Origin of the sequence: Vibrio hangzhouensis (assembly GCF_900107935.1) — a bacterium.
Taxonomy (GTDB): Bacteria; Pseudomonadota; Gammaproteobacteria; order Enterobacterales; family Vibrionaceae; genus Vibrio; species Vibrio hangzhouensis.
Genome location: NZ_FNVG01000002.1, coordinates 291,678 through 309,682, shown reverse-complemented (window position 1 = coordinate 309,682; position 18,005 = coordinate 291,678). Strand labels below are relative to the sequence as shown.

14 protein-coding genes are annotated in these 18,005 nt (G+C 45.0%); 11 read left to right on the top strand and 3 right to left on the bottom strand.

Annotation, left to right across the window (positions count from 1 at the left end; genetic code table 11):
* Window positions 1-29 precede the first annotated feature (29 nt).
* Both C4S60_RS03255 and C4S60_RS03250 read right to left on the bottom strand, forming a co-directional pair.
* Window positions 30-674, bottom strand: a complete 645-nt coding sequence (locus C4S60_RS03255; RefSeq protein WP_103878890.1) for a hypothetical protein — start codon at window positions 672-674, stop codon at window positions 30-32.
* 91 nt (window positions 675-765) lie between these two features.
* Entirely contained in the window at window positions 766-1,641 is an 876-nt protein-coding gene (locus C4S60_RS03250) for a DMT family transporter (protein WP_103878889.1), read from the bottom strand.
* Window positions 1,642-1,827: 186 nt separating this feature from the next.
* Between C4S60_RS03250 and C4S60_RS03245 the strand changes: the two genes are divergently transcribed.
* On the top strand, window positions 1,828-2,322 hold the full coding sequence (locus C4S60_RS03245) for a GNAT family N-acetyltransferase (protein ID WP_103878888.1): 495 nt from the start codon (window positions 1,828-1,830) through the stop codon (window positions 2,320-2,322).
* Window positions 2,323-2,381: 59 nt separating this feature from the next.
* On the opposite strand, the gene C4S60_RS03240 is transcribed toward C4S60_RS03245, so the two are convergent.
* Complete coding sequence (locus C4S60_RS03240) at window positions 2,382-3,032, bottom strand: HAD family hydrolase (RefSeq protein WP_103878887.1); 651 nt, start codon at window positions 3,030-3,032, stop codon at window positions 2,382-2,384.
* A gap of 474 nt (window positions 3,033-3,506) precedes the next feature.
* Here C4S60_RS03240 and C4S60_RS03235 point away from each other — a divergent pair, with 474 nt between their 5' ends.
* The 10 genes from C4S60_RS03235 to C4S60_RS03190 all read left to right on the top strand — a co-directional run bounded on the left by C4S60_RS03235 (window position 3,507) and on the right by C4S60_RS03190 (window position 17,928).
* Entirely contained in the window at window positions 3,507-5,402 is a 1,896-nt protein-coding gene (locus C4S60_RS03235; protein ID WP_103878886.1) for a PTS mannitol transporter subunit IICBA, read from the top strand.
* A 128-nt stretch (window positions 5,403-5,530) separates the two neighbouring features.
* Window positions 5,531-6,679, top strand: a complete 1,149-nt coding sequence (locus C4S60_RS03230; RefSeq protein WP_103878885.1) for a mannitol-1-phosphate 5-dehydrogenase — start codon at window positions 5,531-5,533, stop codon at window positions 6,677-6,679.
* Window positions 6,680-6,729: 50 nt separating this feature from the next.
* The gene (locus C4S60_RS03225; protein ID WP_103878983.1) at window positions 6,730-7,263 is read left to right on the top strand and encodes an MltR family transcriptional regulator; all 534 of its coding nucleotides are present in this window, start codon (window positions 6,730-6,732) and stop codon (window positions 7,261-7,263) included.
* 228 nt (window positions 7,264-7,491) lie between these two features.
* Window positions 7,492-8,259, top strand: a complete 768-nt coding sequence (locus tag C4S60_RS03220) for a DeoR/GlpR family DNA-binding transcription regulator (protein WP_103878982.1) — start codon at window positions 7,492-7,494, stop codon at window positions 8,257-8,259.
* Between the two features lie 73 nt (window positions 8,260-8,332).
* Window positions 8,333-10,165, top strand: coding sequence for a glutamine--fructose-6-phosphate transaminase (isomerizing) (glmS, locus tag C4S60_RS03215; RefSeq protein WP_103878884.1), 1,833 nt, complete (start codon window positions 8,333-8,335; stop codon window positions 10,163-10,165).
* A gap of 135 nt (window positions 10,166-10,300) precedes the next feature.
* Window positions 10,301-11,122 (top strand): TnsA endonuclease N-terminal domain-containing protein, encoded by an 822-nt coding sequence (locus tag C4S60_RS03210; protein ID WP_103878883.1) that lies wholly within the window; start codon window positions 10,301-10,303, stop codon window positions 11,120-11,122.
* Window positions 11,112-13,193, top strand: a complete 2,082-nt coding sequence (locus C4S60_RS03205) for a Mu transposase C-terminal domain-containing protein (RefSeq protein WP_103878882.1) — start codon at window positions 11,112-11,114, stop codon at window positions 13,191-13,193. The genes C4S60_RS03210 and C4S60_RS03205 overlap by 11 nt, the downstream gene beginning before the upstream one ends.
* Window positions 13,186-14,769 carry an ATP-binding protein gene (locus C4S60_RS03200; RefSeq protein ID WP_103878881.1) on the top strand — a complete coding sequence of 528 codons (1,584 nt, stop codon included), beginning with the start codon at window positions 13,186-13,188 and terminating at the stop codon, window positions 14,767-14,769. Before C4S60_RS03205 ends, C4S60_RS03200 begins: the two co-directional genes overlap by 8 nt.
* A 56-nt stretch (window positions 14,770-14,825) precedes the next feature.
* Window positions 14,826-16,367 (top strand): TnsD family Tn7-like transposition protein, encoded by a 1,542-nt coding sequence (locus tag C4S60_RS03195; RefSeq protein ID WP_103878880.1) that lies wholly within the window; start codon window positions 14,826-14,828, stop codon window positions 16,365-16,367.
* Window positions 16,258-17,928, top strand: coding sequence for a hypothetical protein (locus C4S60_RS03190; RefSeq protein ID WP_244183009.1), 1,671 nt, complete (start codon window positions 16,258-16,260; stop codon window positions 17,926-17,928). Before C4S60_RS03195 ends, C4S60_RS03190 begins: the two co-directional genes overlap by 110 nt.
* The last annotated feature ends 77 nt before the right edge of the window (window positions 17,929-18,005 follow it).

Below are 18,005 nucleotides of genomic sequence, written 5' to 3'. Positions count from 1 at the left end.
GGTGTGGAAATACCCACCAGTGGTTAGCCTCAACTTTGCGACGACTGGTCGCCAGATTGGCCTTCGTAAGCTTCTAACCTTTGGGTTAGGATTCGCTGGTTGGCTGTCGTGGTCTCAAGTGATTCAGCCGTTTGATGGATCGCACTGGCCATTTTTGAAACATTTCGGGTGGCGCTTAGGATGGTGCCTTGCATCGGGCGCAGAATAAACCAATAGGCGGCAATCAGAGCGAGGATGATTGCAAGAACAATCAATCCGAGCAGCAGCAACACATTAAAGCGCACATCATAAGCGAACTTCTTGGTGCTGTTGGCGATGGAGTCCTGCGACTGCTCCAGGGCTCCAGGCAGCGCTTCCAGTGAAGCTTTGGACATGTCAGTCAGTTCGTTAATGTTGTTAATGGTGTCCACCAGTACTTGCTGTTGCTCCTCGTTCAGGCTTTCATTTTTCGACAGCAACGTCAGAGAGGTCGCCAGATTGTTAATGGCATCGGCAGAACGATTGATAGACTGCTCGACCCCTTTTAAATCCAACATCATCTTGACGTTAATTAACGGCTGCTCTTGTGATGAAGGCTCCTGATGTGATTCCGCGATGCTTTCATCTGCTGCAAATACTTGATTGACAAAGAGTGCTCCACTGAGCGTGACGAGCAGTAAAGTTTTGAGGGTCATTGGACGGCATCCTGAAATACATGGGTTGTTACTAACTTAGTTCAAGTTGATTACAGTTACCAATTAACGTTTTGTATCTTATCGGGATTTTCTATTTCCGTTGCAACTTAAACCAAGAAACCAAAGCAATCCCTCCAAGAATCAATGCTGCAGCGGAAAGTGATAAAAATGTCATGGTCTCACCAATGATGAACCATCCTAATATCATGGCGATAATCGGTACGGTAAGTTGCAGCAATGACGCTTCCAGCACATCAATTTTAGGTAGCAAGCTGTACCACAGAAAGTATCCGATAGCCGAGGCTAACGAACCGGAAAGTAAGGCGTAGATTAGGCCCTGAGTGGTAAAAACGGTCGCTACAACCTCGACACGCCAATTAATAATGAACACAGGCAGGACCAGGAGTGAGGCCACAACAAATCCCTGACGCGTAGCAAAAATGGGAGAAGTGACCTGCTTTCCTAACAAAGTAAAGATACCCCAACAAAGGCCGGACAACATCATTAGGACACTGCCCAATAAAGAGGGCTGTGACGCTGAAGGCAGCAGTAACAGGACAAAGCCTGCGAGTGCGATGGCAATGCCTAGCCATTCGGGGGCCGAAATTTGATTTCCACTCAATCGGTGGTACGCAATCAAAGTAAGTTGAACCGTACCAAATAAGATCAACGCGCCGGTACCAGTATCCAAGCTAATGTAAGCGAGAGAAAACAGCAGCGCATAACCAAATAATGATGCGCCGAGACTGATTGAGAGCCCAAAGCCAAATTTCGCAGAAGTATTTGCAGTGCGGGGATTGCTAAGGATAGAGGCCAGAATCAATAGGGTAAGCGCACCAGAGATTAACCGAACCAGTGTAAAGCTGACAGGATCGATAGAGGCACGTTCTAAAGCAAATCGGCAGAACAACGAGTTTAGGGCAAACGCCGTCATTGCCGCCAATGCCAGAGACAAATCTTTATTCATGGTCGCTTCCTTGAATCAATCATTGTCTGGCATCCTAGCGTTTTGATATGGTGAGGGAAATGACAAATCTGTCATAACATATAGTCCACGAGTGTCTTGCCGAAAAGGTTTGTTGCACATGGAACATATTTTAGTGCCTAAAAGACAGAGCAACACAGGCAATATGACAATGATGGGAATCGCAGAATGAATGTAGAAATAGTCAAAGCCAGATCCGATTACGATGAGGCGATATGTCATGTTATCCAAAGTGTGGGCGCAGAGTTTGGTGCCGTGGGAGAGGGATTTGGCCCTTCTGACCCCGAAGTCGCCGCTATGAGCGGGCATTACGTTGAGACACAAGGCAGCTTGTATTTGGTGGCGCTGGTCGATGGTAAGGTTGTTGGTGGATGCGGGATTGCGCCTTTTGCCAGCCACGATGACGTCTGTGAGCTGAAAAAACTGTTTCTATTACCAGAGAGTCGGGGACTGGGCTTGGGTAAAAAGCTGACCGAGCAATGTCTGGAATTCGCTTCTGAGCATGGCTATCGCCAGTGCTACTTAGATACACTGGCTTCGATGACATCGGCAATTCAGCTATACGAGAGCATGGGCTTTACCCATTTAACACAGCCGTTAGAGGGAACAATACATAATCGCTGTGATGTGTGGATGTTAAAGACTCTTCGCAGGCCTTCATAGCAAATAAAGAGGCTCATAACCAAGCCCTCGAGCAGGCATAGGTTTAGTTATTTAGGCGGTTACATCTTTTGACGGAGCAGTTCAGAGACCTGCACTAATGATTGAAATATGTAGTCCGCCCGGTCGACGATCTCTTGGGTGGGGGCTGTGATATCCGGAATCATAGCTGCCAGGCACCCTGCGTCTTTTCCAGCTTTCATGCCGTTGTTTGAGTCCTCCAGAACCAGACACTCATTAGGAGCAAGCCCGAGTTTCTCATACGCCATGATGTAACAATCTGGTCTGGGCTTGCCATGTTTAATATCTTCTGCGGTCACAATCAAATCAAACTGTGAAAGGTAGTCGGTATCGGCAAAATTCTGCTGTACGTCCGGTAGGTGAGAGGAGGTGACCAGTGCTAATTTCAGCTTATGCGCTTTTGCAGATTGGAATAAGTCGTGGAATCCTGGTTTAAAGTCGATACCCGACCGCCTGGCTGCATGAAGATGCTTGTCTCTGATGTGCCTATAGTGCTTGAGATCGAACTCGTCGCCCCAGTAGTCGGACAACATTGTTTCACACTCGGCATCCTGAACACCAATAAAACCTTGATAGAACTCATCCGTTAACTCGAAACCCATTTGGTTCGCGGCGTATTGCCAACTCCGTTTAGTTATTTTTTCGGTATCAAAGATCAGTCCATCCATATCAAACAGAAGTGCGGTCACCATTTCATTATTCCTTGCCGTCGTTAATTACTGTTTTTATCTCTTTTCCTCCAATTGAATGCAATTGAAATTGCCAAATCATTTGTGTAATTAAATTACAGTTTTTGCGCTATACCCAGAAAGTATGAGTAAGAAATAAGCTGATATGGATGTCGTGAATATCACTCAGGGCCGGTTAGTTAGAGATTCGTGATAATGATCACAAACTATTTTGGGGGTACCTGTGTTCATTGTGTGATCTAGATCTATATTGAATGAGAGTTGTTATCGTTTATTTGGCTGTGTAATTTATCAACATGGAATAAATGTGACCAATATCACTCCTGTTTTGTTGTTGATCGTTCTGAGTGGTGATACGTGTCACAGAAAGTGGCAGGGTGCTGACTTTTTGAAATCCTATGTTACTTTTTAGTGGACTTTTGAATAACAACTTTTGGTCCACAGGGACTACTTATTTCTAATAACGAGGATGACCTTATGCTATCTCCTGAAGCGAAAATCAAAGTACAAAACTTTGGTCGTTTCCTCTCCAACATGGTGATGCCAAACATTGGCGCTTTCATCGCTTGGGGTTTAATTACGGCACTATTTATTCCAACCGGATGGATTCCAAACGAAACTTTGGGCTCCATGGTTGGCCCGATGATTACTTACCTGTTACCGCTGCTGATTGGTTACACTGGCGGTAAAATGGTCGCTGGTGACCGCGGTGCGGTTGTAGGCGCAATCACCACAATGGGTGTCATTGTGGGTACTGACATCCCAATGTTTATGGGTGCGATGATTGTTGGCCCACTGGGCGGCCTGGCCATCAAAAAGTTCGACAAAGCTGTTGAAGGTAAGGTGAAGAGCGGTTTTGAGATGTTGGTTAACAACTTCTCAGCAGGCATCATCGGTATGCTATGTGCGATCTTGGCGTTCCTGGTAATTGGCCCAGCAGTGAAAGTTCTGTCAACAGCACTTGCAACTGGCGTAGGCGTAATGGTAAACGCTGGCCTTCTGCCTCTGACCTCTATTTTCGTAGAGCCAGCGAAGATCCTATTCCTTAATAACGCGATCAACCACGGTATCTTCTCTCCTCTGGGCATCCAGCAAGCAGAAGAAATGGGTCGTTCAATTTTCTTCCTGATTGAAGCTAACCCAGGTCCGGGTCTAGGTCTGTTACTTGCTTACATGTTCTTCGGTCGTGGTAACGCGAAAGAGTCGGCTCCGGGCGCGGCGATCATCCACTTCTTTGGTGGTATCCACGAAATTTACTTCCCGTATGTACTGATGAACCCACGTCTGATTCTGGCGATGATTGCTGGTGGTATGACAGGTGTCTTCACTTTAACTATGTTTGATGCGGGTCTTGTTTCTCCGGCATCTCCAGGTTCTATCTTCGCAGTACTGCTAATGACGCCTAAGGCTTCGTTCGCTGGTGTGATTCTATCGGTTGTCGCATCAGCAACAGTGAGCTTCCTGGTGGCGGCGTTCCTTCTTAAAGCACAAAAAGAAACTGAAGGTGAAGAAGACTCACTAGAGAAAGCTGCAGGCCAAATGAAAGACATGAAAGCAGCTTCAAAAGGTCAGGCTGGTGCTGTTCTGAATCTTGCACAAGTTCGTAAAATTATCGTGGCTTGCGATGCGGGTATGGGTTCTAGTGCTATGGGTGCAAGCATGCTTCGTAAGAAAGTGGATGCTGCAGGTCTGGATATCTCGGTAACTAACCTGGCAATCAACAGCCTGCCGGGTGACGTAGATATTGTTATCACGCATAAAGATTTGACAGACCGTGCTCGTACACACGCGGCCACGGCACACCATATCTCCCTAAGCAACTTCTTAGATGGTGGTCTGTACGATGGTCTGGTTCTCGACCTGACTGCAGCGCAGCAAGAGGGCACTGTAAAAAAGCCTGAAGCACCAGCAGACACTAGCTCAAGCAAAGAAGAAGGAACGCTTAAGCTATCTAATGAAAATATCTTCTTGGGTATGGAAGCAAAAACCAAAGAAGAGGTTATCAAGTTTGCTGGTGAGCAACTCGTAAAACTTGGGTATGTAGAACCACAATATGTCGATGGCATGTTAGCTCGTGAAGAGTTGGTTTCTACCTACCTTGGTGAGTCGATTGCAGTACCTCACGGCACTATTGAAGCAAAACAATTCGTTAAGAAAACCGGCATCGTATTCTGCCAGTTCCCTGAAGGTGTTCAGTGGGGCGAAGATGAAGATGACGTAGCTAAGATGGTCATTGGTATCGCAGCGCAAGGTGACGAACATATTGAAGTTATCACCGCGATTACGAATTCACTTGATGACGACGAAGCTGTTGAATGTTTGAAGTCTACCACTAACGTTGACGATGTACTTCGCATCCTGAGTGGTAAGTAACATTAATGGGAATCTACCTAGGCTTTAAGTCATAGCTCCTAAGTGAACGAGACCAACACACCCCCTTGTTGGTCTCATTTTGATTTTTTCTTTTTCTTTTTTTAATGAGTTATTTAGGAAGACGTCTTATGAAAGCATTACATTTTGGCGCAGGTAATATCGGTCGTGGCTTTATCGGAAAACTACTCGCAGATGCAGGCATTCACGTGACATTTGCTGATGTAAACGAAACCGTGGTTAACGCTCTGATTGAACGTCAATCCTATCCAGTAAAGATCGTTGGTGAAGATGTTGTCGTTGAAGAAGTGAGTAACGTAACAGCAGTGAATTCAACCAGTAGCGATATCATCGACCTTATTGCAGCGGTTGATTTGGTGACAACGGCTGTTGGTCCGACAGTTCTTAAAATTGTTTCTAAGTCGATAGCACAAGGTATTGAGAAACGAGCACAGAATGGCAATGGTTCGCCTCTGAATATCATTGCTTGTGAAAACATGGTTCGCGGCACCAGCCAGCTCAAAGCAATGGTGTTTGAGCACCTGACAGATGAAGCAAAAGCATTTGCGGAAGCAAGCATCGGTTTTGTTGATTCAGCGGTAGACCGTATCGTCCCTCCAGCTGAAGAAGGCGAGACTGACCCGTTAGCGGTCACTGTAGAAACCTTCAGTGAGTGGATCGTGGATCAAACTCAGTTTGTTGGCGACATTCCGGCGATTCCGGGTATGGAATGCACGGACAACCTAATGGCGTTTGTCGAACGTAAGCTCTTTACTTTAAACACGGGTCACCTGATCACGGCTTACCTTGGTGTACTCGCAGGTCACGAAACCATCAAAGATTCTATTGAAGACGCTGCGATTCGGGCTGACGTTACGGCTGCGATGCGAGAAAGTGGTGAAGTACTCATTCGCCGTTATGGTTTCGATGCTGATGCACACGCGGCTTACATTCAAAAAATCTTGGGTCGTTTTGCCAATCCTTATCTTCGCGATGAAGTGGACCGAGTTGGCCGCCAGCCAATCCGCAAACTAAGTCCACAAGATCGCCTCATTAAGCCTCTAAATGGCACACTGGAGTATGGGTTGCCAAATGGCCATCTTCTGAAAGGAATTGCGGCGGCATTCCTGTATAAGAATGATGATGACCCACAAGCAGTTGAACTTCAGGCGATGTTTGTAGAGAAGGGGTTTAAAAAAACATTGGCGCATTATTCAGAGCTGAATATTGATTCAGAAATTGTTACACTAGCGCACGAAGCGTATTTAGCGCTCAAATGATTCAAGCCGTTGGGGCCACAGAAGTGGCACCCTTTGTTTTAAGAGATGTTATGCCACTGCACCCGCCAAATGAAACTGAATTACTGGAAGCGCTGTCTGAAGCGAAAGACGCGAGCGAGTGTCTTATGGCGGCTTATGATGCCATTGATGATACGCTGGATACGCTGATTAATGGTATTTTTCACAAAGACGACTATGCAGTGAAATACGTCGTTGAGCCTCTTCTTACCAGCGATGGTCCTCTCGGCGATATACTGGTTCGCGCCAAGCTTCTTCTAGGGTTAGGTGTCATTTCTAAACAAGTTTTTGATGATATCGACATATTTGTCACCCTGCGTGAGTGGACCAAACATCAAGACAACAACGTTAGTTTTACCGAAGTGGATGTGCTGTTTGAGTTAAACAAAATCAGCGCTATTCAAAAAATGATGCCCATTGAATATGACGACTCCATGACCTCCGGCTTAGATGAAGTAATGCTGGATATGTTTTTGGAGCGACACTATCAACGAGTCAAATCTACGATCATTCTCGCGATCACAGAGCTCGTCAACACTCTGTGCAGGGACAACCCACTGGTATAAGTATTCAGGCTCCGTATACATTCAATATTCGGAGCCTTTTTTTCCCCACCTTCTCTTCTTTCTCTTATTGCAGTGCTTTTTTATTAGCTAAATTTCGAATCGAAACTTAATTGTTTGTGTTTTAGCCAGTCAAGTCGTGTCTTACAATTAATACTCTGGGTTTCTTGCGTATTAAGTTACGTTGTGAAATACTTTGCTCACCGTTTAAGTTTTGAAGTGAAAGATAAAGTGAGAAAACGTAACACTCAGGTTCGACGCCATTCCATTGCCCAGCTTGTCCAAGAGCGCGGTGAAGTCAGTGTTGAAGAGTTGTCTGCTCTATTTGATACCTCTGAGGTTACGATTCGAAAAGATCTCACATCGCTAGAGAAAAATGGTCAGTTGCTTCGCCGATATGGCGGCGCGGTCTCGCTTCCTCAGGAAGCGGTCGATGAAGTACTCAACGAATCCAGCGCCACTTCTGCAGCCAAAGAGGGTATTGCAGAAGCCGCAGTAGGTCTTATTCATGATCACTATCGGATTGTGATTGACTGTGGCAGCACCACAGGAGCACTGGTTTCCCGACTGGGCGGCAAAAAAGGCTTGGTGGTGATGACCAACTCACTTTCTCTGGCCAATGCCATCAATGAGTTGGAGAACGAACCTACCTTGCTGATGACAGGGGGAACCTGGGATAGCCATTCTGAGTCTTTTCAGGGGCAAGTTGCGGAATCGGTATTGCGTTCCTATGACTTCGACCAGTTGTTTATTGGTGCCGACGGCGTGGATTTGGCACGCGGCACGACAACCTTCAATGAACTCATTGGCTTGAGCAATGTTATGGCAGAGGTCGCACGTGAAGTTGTTGTGATGATCGAATCTGAGAAAATTGGTCGAAAAATTCCTAACCTAGAATTAGCGTGGGACGCTATTGATGTGCTAGTGACCGACAAAGGCTTAACGAATGAGCAGAAGGCTCAAATTGAATCTAACGGCGTAAAGGTTATTTGCGCTTAACAAAATTACTCCCTCCTCTCATGACTTGCTTGCGCTCAGAGAGGGAGACAGAAATCGATAATGGAGAAATGATATGTGTGGAATCGTAGGTGCGGTGGCACAACGTGACGTAGCAGAAATTTTGGTAGAGGGTCTACGCCGTCTGGAGTACCGTGGATATGATTCAGCGGGCGTGGCTGTGGTTGATGCCGACTTAGAGCTGAAACGAGTCCGTCGTCTGGGTAAAGTACAAGAACTAGCTGATGCCGTGGATTCGCAGGATGTGACAGGCGGTACGGGTATCGCTCACACTCGCTGGGCAACTCACGGTGAACCTTCCGAAGCGAACGCTCACCCACACGTATCTGGGGATATCGCTGTTGTACACAACGGCATTATTGAAAACCACGAAGAGCTACGAGCAACACTGCAAGAGCGTGGTTACGTGTTCCAATCTCAAACTGACACCGAAGTTATCGCTCACTTAGTTGAGTGGGAGCGTCGCACTTCCGAAACTCTTGTTGAAGCGCTACAAAAAACCGCGGCACAACTAGATGGTGCCTACGGTACGGTAGTGGTTGACCGTAAAGACCCAAGCCGTATTGTTGCCGCTCGCTCTGGTAGTCCAATCGTAATCGGTTTTGGTGTGGGCGAAAACTTCTTGGCTTCTGATCAACTGGCATTGTTGAGTGTTACTCGTCGCTTTATGTACCTAGAAGAAGGCGACGTAGCTGAAATTACACGTCGCGAAGTGAAGGTTCTTGATGTAAATGGCAATCCGGTAGAGCGTGAAATCACGGAGTCGAACGCTGAACATGACGCGGGTGACAAAGGTCAGTACCGCCACTTCATGCAAAAAGAGATCTACGAGCAACCTCGCGCTCTGATCAACACGATGGAAGGTCGCATTACCGACAAAGCGGTAGTGACTGAAGCAATTGGTGTTAACGCGGTTGACATTTTAAAGAAGGTTGAGCACGTTCAAATCATCGCATGTGGTACGTCTTACAACTCTGGTATGGCTGCTCGCTACTGGTTTGAATCTATCGCTGGCGTAAGCTGTGATGTAGAGATCGCCTCTGAGTTCCGCTACCGCGATTTTGTAGTACGTCCAAACAGCCTGTTGGTGACGCTTTCTCAGTCTGGTGAAACCGCAGATACTCTGGCAGCACTTCGCCTGGCGAAAGAAAAAGGTTACATGTCAGCAATGACCATCTGTAACGTGGCGGGTTCTTCTTTGGTTCGTGAGTCTGACTTTGCATTCATGACTCGCGCAGGCACAGAGATCGGCGTGGCATCTACCAAAGCATTCACAACTCAGCTAGCAGCTATGCTGATGATGGTGGTATCGATTGCTCGCCTACAAGGTCGCATGACCGAAGAGCGCGAAGCAGAAATCGTGAAATCACTGCACGAACTGCCTGCAAACATCGAGAAGGCGCTAGCGTTCGACAAAGAAATCGAAGCACTAGCAACAGATTTCGCTGACAAACACCACACACTATTCTTAGGTCGTGGCGAGTACTACCCAATCGCGATGGAAGCATCTCTGAAACTAAAAGAGATTTCCTATATCCACGCAGAAGCCTACGCTGCAGGTGAACTAAAACACGGCCCTCTGGCACTGATTGATGCTGACATGCCAGTGGTTGTTGTGGCTCCAACGAATGACCTTCTTGAGAAGCTGAAGTCAAACATTGAAGAAGTGCGTGCTCGTGGCGGCCTGTTGTATGTATTCGCTGACGAAAAAGCCGGTTTTGAAGGCGATGAGAGCATGAAGATCATCCAAATGCCTCACGTTGACGACATCATCGCGCCTATCTACTACACAGTGCCAATGCAGCTACTGTCTTACCACGTAGCACTTATTAAAGGTACTGACGTTGACCAGCCTCGTAACCTGGCGAAAGCGGTAACGGTTGAGTAGTAGTTGGGTGTCAGAACACAATCATTGTCGGAAGACAATAAAGTTTGATCAGTTACAATAAAGTCTGATCATATACAATAAAGATTGATCGTTTTTTAACCTCCTGCTAAGTTAAGCTTAGTCGGAGGTTTTTTTATGTCAGATGCAGATAAGCCACTCAATAAGAAAGACCAAAAGCGTTTAGATGAAAAACGAGGCGAAGGGACGGGGAAGGACTATGTTCCTTTCATTAAAGTCGGAGAGTTCAGCAGTTCTGGCGAAAGTGTACGTGTCAAAAGTGCCACTGTTGGCCGAGTTCATCACTTATTCTCTGGAAATGAGCTTGCCGCATTTTTGGTGTTCGATTGGTGTGAAGAGGTGATCGACATTCGAGAGCAGTTTCCTATTCCTCTTGCTGACTCTTTGATTATTTGCCGCCAACTAGGTATTCGTCACCCTCAAGAAAAGGGCGAGCTTAAAATAGTGACAACGGATTTAATCATCGATTTTGTTGATGGTTCCCAGTTAGCGATCCCCGTAAAGCCAGCTCTAAAGCTTGATGACAAGCGCATTGTCGAAAAGCTCCAAATAGAGAAAGCGTACTGGGAAGCAAAAAAAGTACCCTGTCCCATTTTTACCGATCAAGAAGTCTCCAACGAACTCAAAATGAACCTGAAGTGGATAAAACCACTTATCGATTTAGATACTGAAGTCGAATACCCATTCTCCAAGCAAGATGTCATTGAACTTGCCGCTAGGTTAGCGAAGCAACCCAAAGCTTATGTAGCCCGACATTGTGCAAAATTGGATGATCAATACCAATTAGAGGAAGGGACTCATATCGGAATATTTCGCTATGGTATCGCCAATCAATATTTAAAAGCATCACTTGAAACTCCGTTTACTGAGTGGAAGTGCGAAGATGTGGAGCTCGTAGATAGCGATAGTGCAGATTTGGAGGTCGGCAATGCTTCTTAATCAAGTCTATCAATACACAGATTCAAAAGAGCGAATACGTGTGGTGTACGAAACGTTAGAGTTCATCTGGCTGATCAGTCTCGATGATGAATCGGCTTGGCCCATACTTATGCCAACCTCTGAGTTACATGAACTTATCGCTGCACAAACGATAGAGTGCATCAGTGAACCTTTTACTTTCTCTCATGTTGAGCCCGACGGTGCACAAGCTCTCAAGCGAGATGAAGCCTATACGCTGCTAAAAATTCTACTAAAAGACCACAGTGAATTATTTGATAAGGCGTCGCGCAATCGTCTAATTAGAAACGCGGTTGAAGTGACCGGAAAACCTCGTATTTACTTCATTCGTCAACTTCGTCGCTATTGGCAAAGAGGGATGACGCCCAATGCATTGCTGACTGATTATCATAAGTCTGGCGGGAAAGGTAAATCTAGGCGTGACGTGGGCAATAAGCTCGGGCGGAAGCGAACAACAGCTGAAGGTGTAGGTGCAATCATTACCGATGATGTCGCAGAAATTTTCAGTCTAGCCATTGATGGCTTCTTTCTTCAAAACGATAAGTTCTCTATCAAAGACGCCAAAGATAAGGCAATTGGCTTGTATAAATCCCGATATCCCGACTCTGATAAGACTTCCATACCGACTCTTCGCCAATTTCGCTACTTTTATGAATCTAACTACAAGAAACATGATGTAGTAAGACGAAGAACGCCGTCCAGAGCATACGACAAGGATATTCGAGCACTAACAAGCACATCAGCCTTTATGAATATCGGACCAGGGGGGCGATATGAGATTGATGCAACGATTGCGGATCTCTATTTAGTTTCTGAGAAAGATCCGAATAAAATCATCGGTAGGCCAGTGGTTTACGTGGTTAAAGATGTCTTTAGCCGCATGGTTACAGGGCTTTACGTCGGTTTGGAAAACCCATCATGGGTTGCGGCGGTGATGGCCATGTCTAACGCCTTTCTTGATAAAACAGAGTATTGTCGGAGCTATGGAATAGAAATCGATTCTAGTATGTGGCCTTCTGTTGGTATTCCTGCGTCTATCATGGCGGACAAAGGCGAGCTTTTGCATAGGCAAGCTGACGTCCTCGTTAATGCATTTAACATCCAATTGAGTAACTCGCGTTCCTACAGAGGGGATGATAAAGGAGGTGTGGAGCGCTATTTCAATACCCTTCAAACTAAATTCAGACCCTATATCGGTGGTATTGTTGAGCCAGTCAACGGCAAGAAGCGCTTAGGACGCCGGTATGAGTTAGACGCAGAATTAACCTTGCATGCATTCACTGAAACCGTGATTCATATCATTATCAACTACAACACTCGACATGTAGTTAAAGATTATGATTTTGCCGAAGATATGCCTGATGATTTGCCAGCAGTCCCCGTTCAGCTTTGGAATTGGGGAATTAAAAACCGAACCGGTAAATTGAGACCATGCAGTAAAGAGATGGTGGAGGTGAACCTGTTACCGACGGAAAAAGGAACAGTGTCCGAGGTAGGTATTGGTTTCAAAGGGTTGAAGTACACTTGCCGTGAAGCAATGGCTGAAGGCTGGTTTGACCGATTTAAGCATACAAGGCCAAAGAAAGTGGAGGTGGCATTTGATCCACGGCGAACAGATGTGGTTTACCTGAGGCCTGATAAAAGCTATCAATCCTATTGGATATGTGAGCTTTCAGATCGTAGCCGTCGATATAAGGGAATGAGTTTCGTTGATGCTGCGGGTATTTTCAAGTCTTCTAAAGTCGCAGAGGCGTCAGCGAGTCAAGATAAAGATTTTGAGGCTCCAGACTTACAGGAAATGATGGAGAGTATTGCTAAACGAGAACGAGACAAAAAGGCGAAGGTGCCCAAATTGACTGACTCACAAAGATTGTCTGGAATTAAGGGTAATCGAGACGAAGAGCGGGAGCTTGAGCGAGATAACTCAGCAGTCAATTTTAAGCCTGAAGCAAAGCAAACTACTGCCGATGTCATTGATATTCAAACAGGTCACAATTCAGAAAGCATTGAATACCCGTCACTGGATGATTTTTTAGGAGATGACGATGATTAAGATCCACCATGCGGAATACGCAGATCCTGAAATAGAAGATTATCGAGATCAGCCTCTGATCAATGCGCTGCCGTTGTTAAATTCTCCCCAAGATACAGCCAAAGCGTTAAATCGCTACCCTAAGGTGCGAGATTCTGAAAAGACTTTGCCTGGTTATATTCGCCGTCATGCGATGATGAGAATATTGGATGAGTTCTTATACCCAACAAAAGCTCACATGCAACTCGAGCAAATGATTTCTGGAATGATACGTAGAGGATGCTTAGGGAGAAATATCGCATCAAGCGAGTATCAGCGTAACCTTTTAGATATAGATAATATCGACTTTTTAGCGGCATCTCGAAATGCAGGTAGTGCCGCTTTAACCACGTCTATTATTGGTTGTTCTGGAACAGGCAAAACAACGGCAGTTCAAGCGATCTTAGACTCATATAAACACCAAGCTATTTACCATCCTGATTATCAGCATACTCAGTTAGTGTGGTTGAAGATAGATTGTCCTCACGATGGTTCGGCTAAAAGTCTTTGTATCCATTTCTTTCGCTCAGTGGATGATGCTATTGGAACGGACTATGAAGAGCGTTATGTGAAAACGAGGTCCTCTGCTGAGTCTATGTTGGGTGACATAGCTAGAGTATGCGCACTTCATTCTATTGGTATCTTAGTCATTGACGAGATTCAGCATCTTAGTGCAGCGCGCTCCGGCGGTGCGACCAAATTACTTAATTTCTTTGTTACTCTGACTAATGTGATTAAAGTGCCAGTGTTATTTATTGGCACCCCAAAAGCTTTAGATCTTTTTTCTCCCACCATGCGCTCAGCTCGCCGCGCTTCTCAATTTGGTAGCCTAAATTGGAATCGATTTGAACACCTTGCAAAAAATGGCAAGGAAAGTGAATGGGATCGATTTATTAAACGATTGTGGAAACTGCAATGGTTTCATACCCCGACTCCCCTGACTAACCCAATGAAATCGCTGTTTTGGGAATTAACACAAGGCGTAGCACATGTGGCTGTATCACTGTTTTATTTATGCCAGGCGAGAGCGGTTGTGGCTGGTGAAGAGTCGATAACCTTTAAGTTGGTTAATGATGTGTTCAACGAAGAATTGTCCATTATTCATCCAATGATAAAAGCACTGCAAAGTGGTCGAAAAGAAGAAATAGTGAAGTATGCGGATTTAGACCTACCAGCGAATGCAATCCGTATTATAGGACAAGCGGATGAGAGTGTTTTAAGTGAGCCTGAAGTAATCGATGAGGCTGCTCAAGGTATGCTATCAGAACTTACAAAAATGCTCATTCTCATGGGATTAGGAGAAGATATTGCCCCGCTTACCGCAAGACAAGCAATAGATGAAAAGCCAGAGGAAGATTTATTTGGGTTGGTTGCGCATATCAAATCATTGGAAGATAAACCAGATTTGCCATCAAAACTATCAACGAAGAAAGTGAAGAAATTAGAACCTATTTTTGTTAATAACGATCTTCGGTTACTCAGAGGTGATAAACCAATGTCTACCTATAGTCATCTAAAAAGTGAAGGAATGATTCTCGATATCACGCCATACCTCTAGGTATGTAGCCGCCAACTATACTCAAGGAAGTGAAACGAGTTGTTTGGTGGTGTTAGATGTTGGCTCACTTCCCAGTTGCTCAGAAAGATGAGCTACTTACAAGTATTCTTGCTCGGTTTATCCAGCAAATAGGGATCAAAGATAACAAGGTTGCATTAGACATTTTATTTGGCAATAGAATGGTCGTTCCTTCGCCTTTTTTACAAGGCCATATTACGCAGCTTTTGGATCATGTAGGCCACGTATGGGGAGTTCATCCTAGACTAATCGTGGAGCGTCATACGCACCTGCCACTATTTAAACCTTTCCTATCACCAAACCGCTTTAAGACGTTACAAGCTGATCTAATTTATCGTCGTGCGAACCCAAGCATGTCTCGCGCGGGGATTCCTGCTTCTGTCATCCAATGGCCGACATGTTATAAAATTTGCCCTCAATGTTGGCAAGAGCAAAGCAAGACCCTAGGTTTCACATACTGGCAGCGATTATTTCAAACCCCTGGTGTCAACGCGTGTCCACTACATCAGTGTCTTTTGCTAGATACCCTCATACCAATTCATTCCTCACATCGACACCAGTTTGTTGGTGCGAGTTGCTATCAATGCCAAGCACGTTTTTCTGAAGCCGCTAACCCTTGCGAGCTGAAATTATCCGCTATGGTAGAAATGTTAATTAATTCGAAGTTAAGTTCGGTTTCATTCGAGCAATGGACGCTTTATTATCAAAAACTGGCGAGAGATGCAGGAATGATGATTGGTTCAAGAATTGATCATAAAGAGATTGCTGATTCTGTGCGGAGACTTTGGTCAGATAAATGGCTAAATCAACAAGGCTTAGCGCTTTGTGGGGAGAATACATGGTTGCTCGCCATGTTTCGAAAACACCGCAGAGTGTTCAGTTATCTGCAGCACTTTATTGTCTGGCTGTCACTTCGAGGTAGTACCGTTGACTTGTTGGTAGAGTTAAATCTCGCTCGCGCATTTCCCAAAATTAAAAGGGGAACGCCAAAGATGAGAGAGACGAAAAACATAGTCAAGCGCGATAAAAGCAGAACCCAATGGCTTGGTATTGTAGAGTCTTCACAAGCTGAATCCCTTAAAAAGATAAGAACGACAGTTCTTGGTGCCAGGCTGTATTCTTGGCTTTATCGATATGATCGCGAGTGGCTCAATGCTCACAAACCTAATCATGCTTCAAATTACCAGAATTATCGTGTTGATTGGCAGGCTCGAGATCGTCATCTAGTTAAAAGCCTTATTGATATTAAGAATAAAACAGAAGGCAGAATAGAAGACCCTCGCCACTCAAAATCATGGTTTATAGCTAAGATAGCTAAAAAGAGCATGATCGAAAAAAAATTGTACAAACTCCCGCTTTGCAGTTTGTTTTTTGATCGATATAGCGAATCTGTCGAAGAGTATCAAATAAGAAGACTAAGCCGTGTTATGGTTCAATTTATTGAGTGTAAGAATGTTTTAAGGCCTTTGTGTGAGATTGAACGACTTGCTGGACTCAGCCATCAACGTTGCAGGAAACCTGCACGGGAAGTTCTCAGACTGGACATCCCAGCCTGGCAAAGAGCTGCGGCACTTTCCTGAAAATACGCCGCTAATCAAAATCGGCAGTATACACTCCAAACGGGTTCTCAATAATAAAATCAGACCCTATATCAACGTGCAGTTCTTAGGTCACCCTGAAAGTCGCGTTCCGGCCGAACTCATACCTATGTTGATGCTCAATTCTCATTATTCAAATAAAGAACGTACTGTCCCTCATAAGCGCGAAATCTTTGAAATAAAAGTATCAGATCATTTTCAACGAACCTCTTCAAGCCAGTCTCATTCAATCATCCTAAGAGATGGTAATCTAAAAGTCGTTATACCCGCGATAGAGCTCGCTCGAGCACTCTTTTTGCATAATGTGCATTTAACACGTACAGCGCTAAGGCCTAATGGCTTGCAAGGTATGGCTGTAGTGGATGATATTGGGGAAGAGTGCATTATCCGTTTCAATAAACTATCGGATTACCCTCTCAGTAATCTGAGTAAACAAGGTCCATGTAAACACTTGAGATGGTTGTTGCTTAACCCTGAAGCAACAAGAAGCTTCAATAGCATTTATGGTAAGTTACAACAAGATGAAAACACGGGATGGAACTTCAATTTTGAGCCACCGCCACTAAAAAATTGGAGACTAAAGATTGCAGGCGAGTACGACAGAGACGACCCGATGTTGTTCTACGTAGAAGAAATCAAAACGGTTTACTCGTCGAGTTTTAGGTATGACAAAAAGGTCTCGATCTACCATCCTAAAAAAACCGATGTTATTCCTGTTGAGCCAAGTAACGGAAAGCGCCCCGAAATTAACCGAACTGATCCAGACTCGCATTTGGATTTTCAAGCTACACCAGGAAACTATAGAAAGAGGGATGTAGTGAGTGAGGAAGGGTTCCAGTTTATTTGTGACTCAGAAGATGCTGTAAATGTAATGCCAGGAAAAGCACTATCGAGGGTAGCGCCTAACGTTAACATCACAGTAGAACCAAAACCTGATACCTCTGGAGTTGGTCATGGAACAGCAAACGGATCGGCGCAAGAGCTAGACTGGGCGATCAATCGCAGTGATTGTGATGATCCAACTAATCCCGAGACACCAAAGGAAGTCTCTCCAACAGGTAACTTTCAACTTTTTGAAAAGGTTATCAAGCAGCTAATGAAGCTTCCTGATTATGAACATAAAGGTACACAGTGCTTGGCGATGCCAAAGCCAAACAATGCCTCTCTGATATACAAGAACAAGCTCACTCAGGAGGCTCGAACCTTTCACTGTGCCTATTTCTATTACCGGCAAACCCCTCTTGTGATCATTGAGGTGGATATTAGCGATATTAACGACAAGCATAGTCTGGGCTCTAGATTATTTGGTTTTTCTGAAAGTGGCAAAGATGGGCTGGCTCACATTATGAAAGCGTGCTCTGAGAAAGGCGTTCGTTGGGATTCTTCAGCAAATGAAGCGCATTGTTCTGTGGTGGTAGAAATTAAGCACCCCTCTAGAACCAAAAAAGTCGATGGAGAAACAGTTCTCAGAACTGAGCGTGAGTACGAAACCGCATGGATAGAATCGCTGGATAGAGCTGTTAAGAGAGCAGTAACCCAATAGCCACGAAAACTAAGTGTTTATACAACAATGATAGAGTAAATCAAAGAGTAATCGGTTATTCTTATGCCGCTGATGCA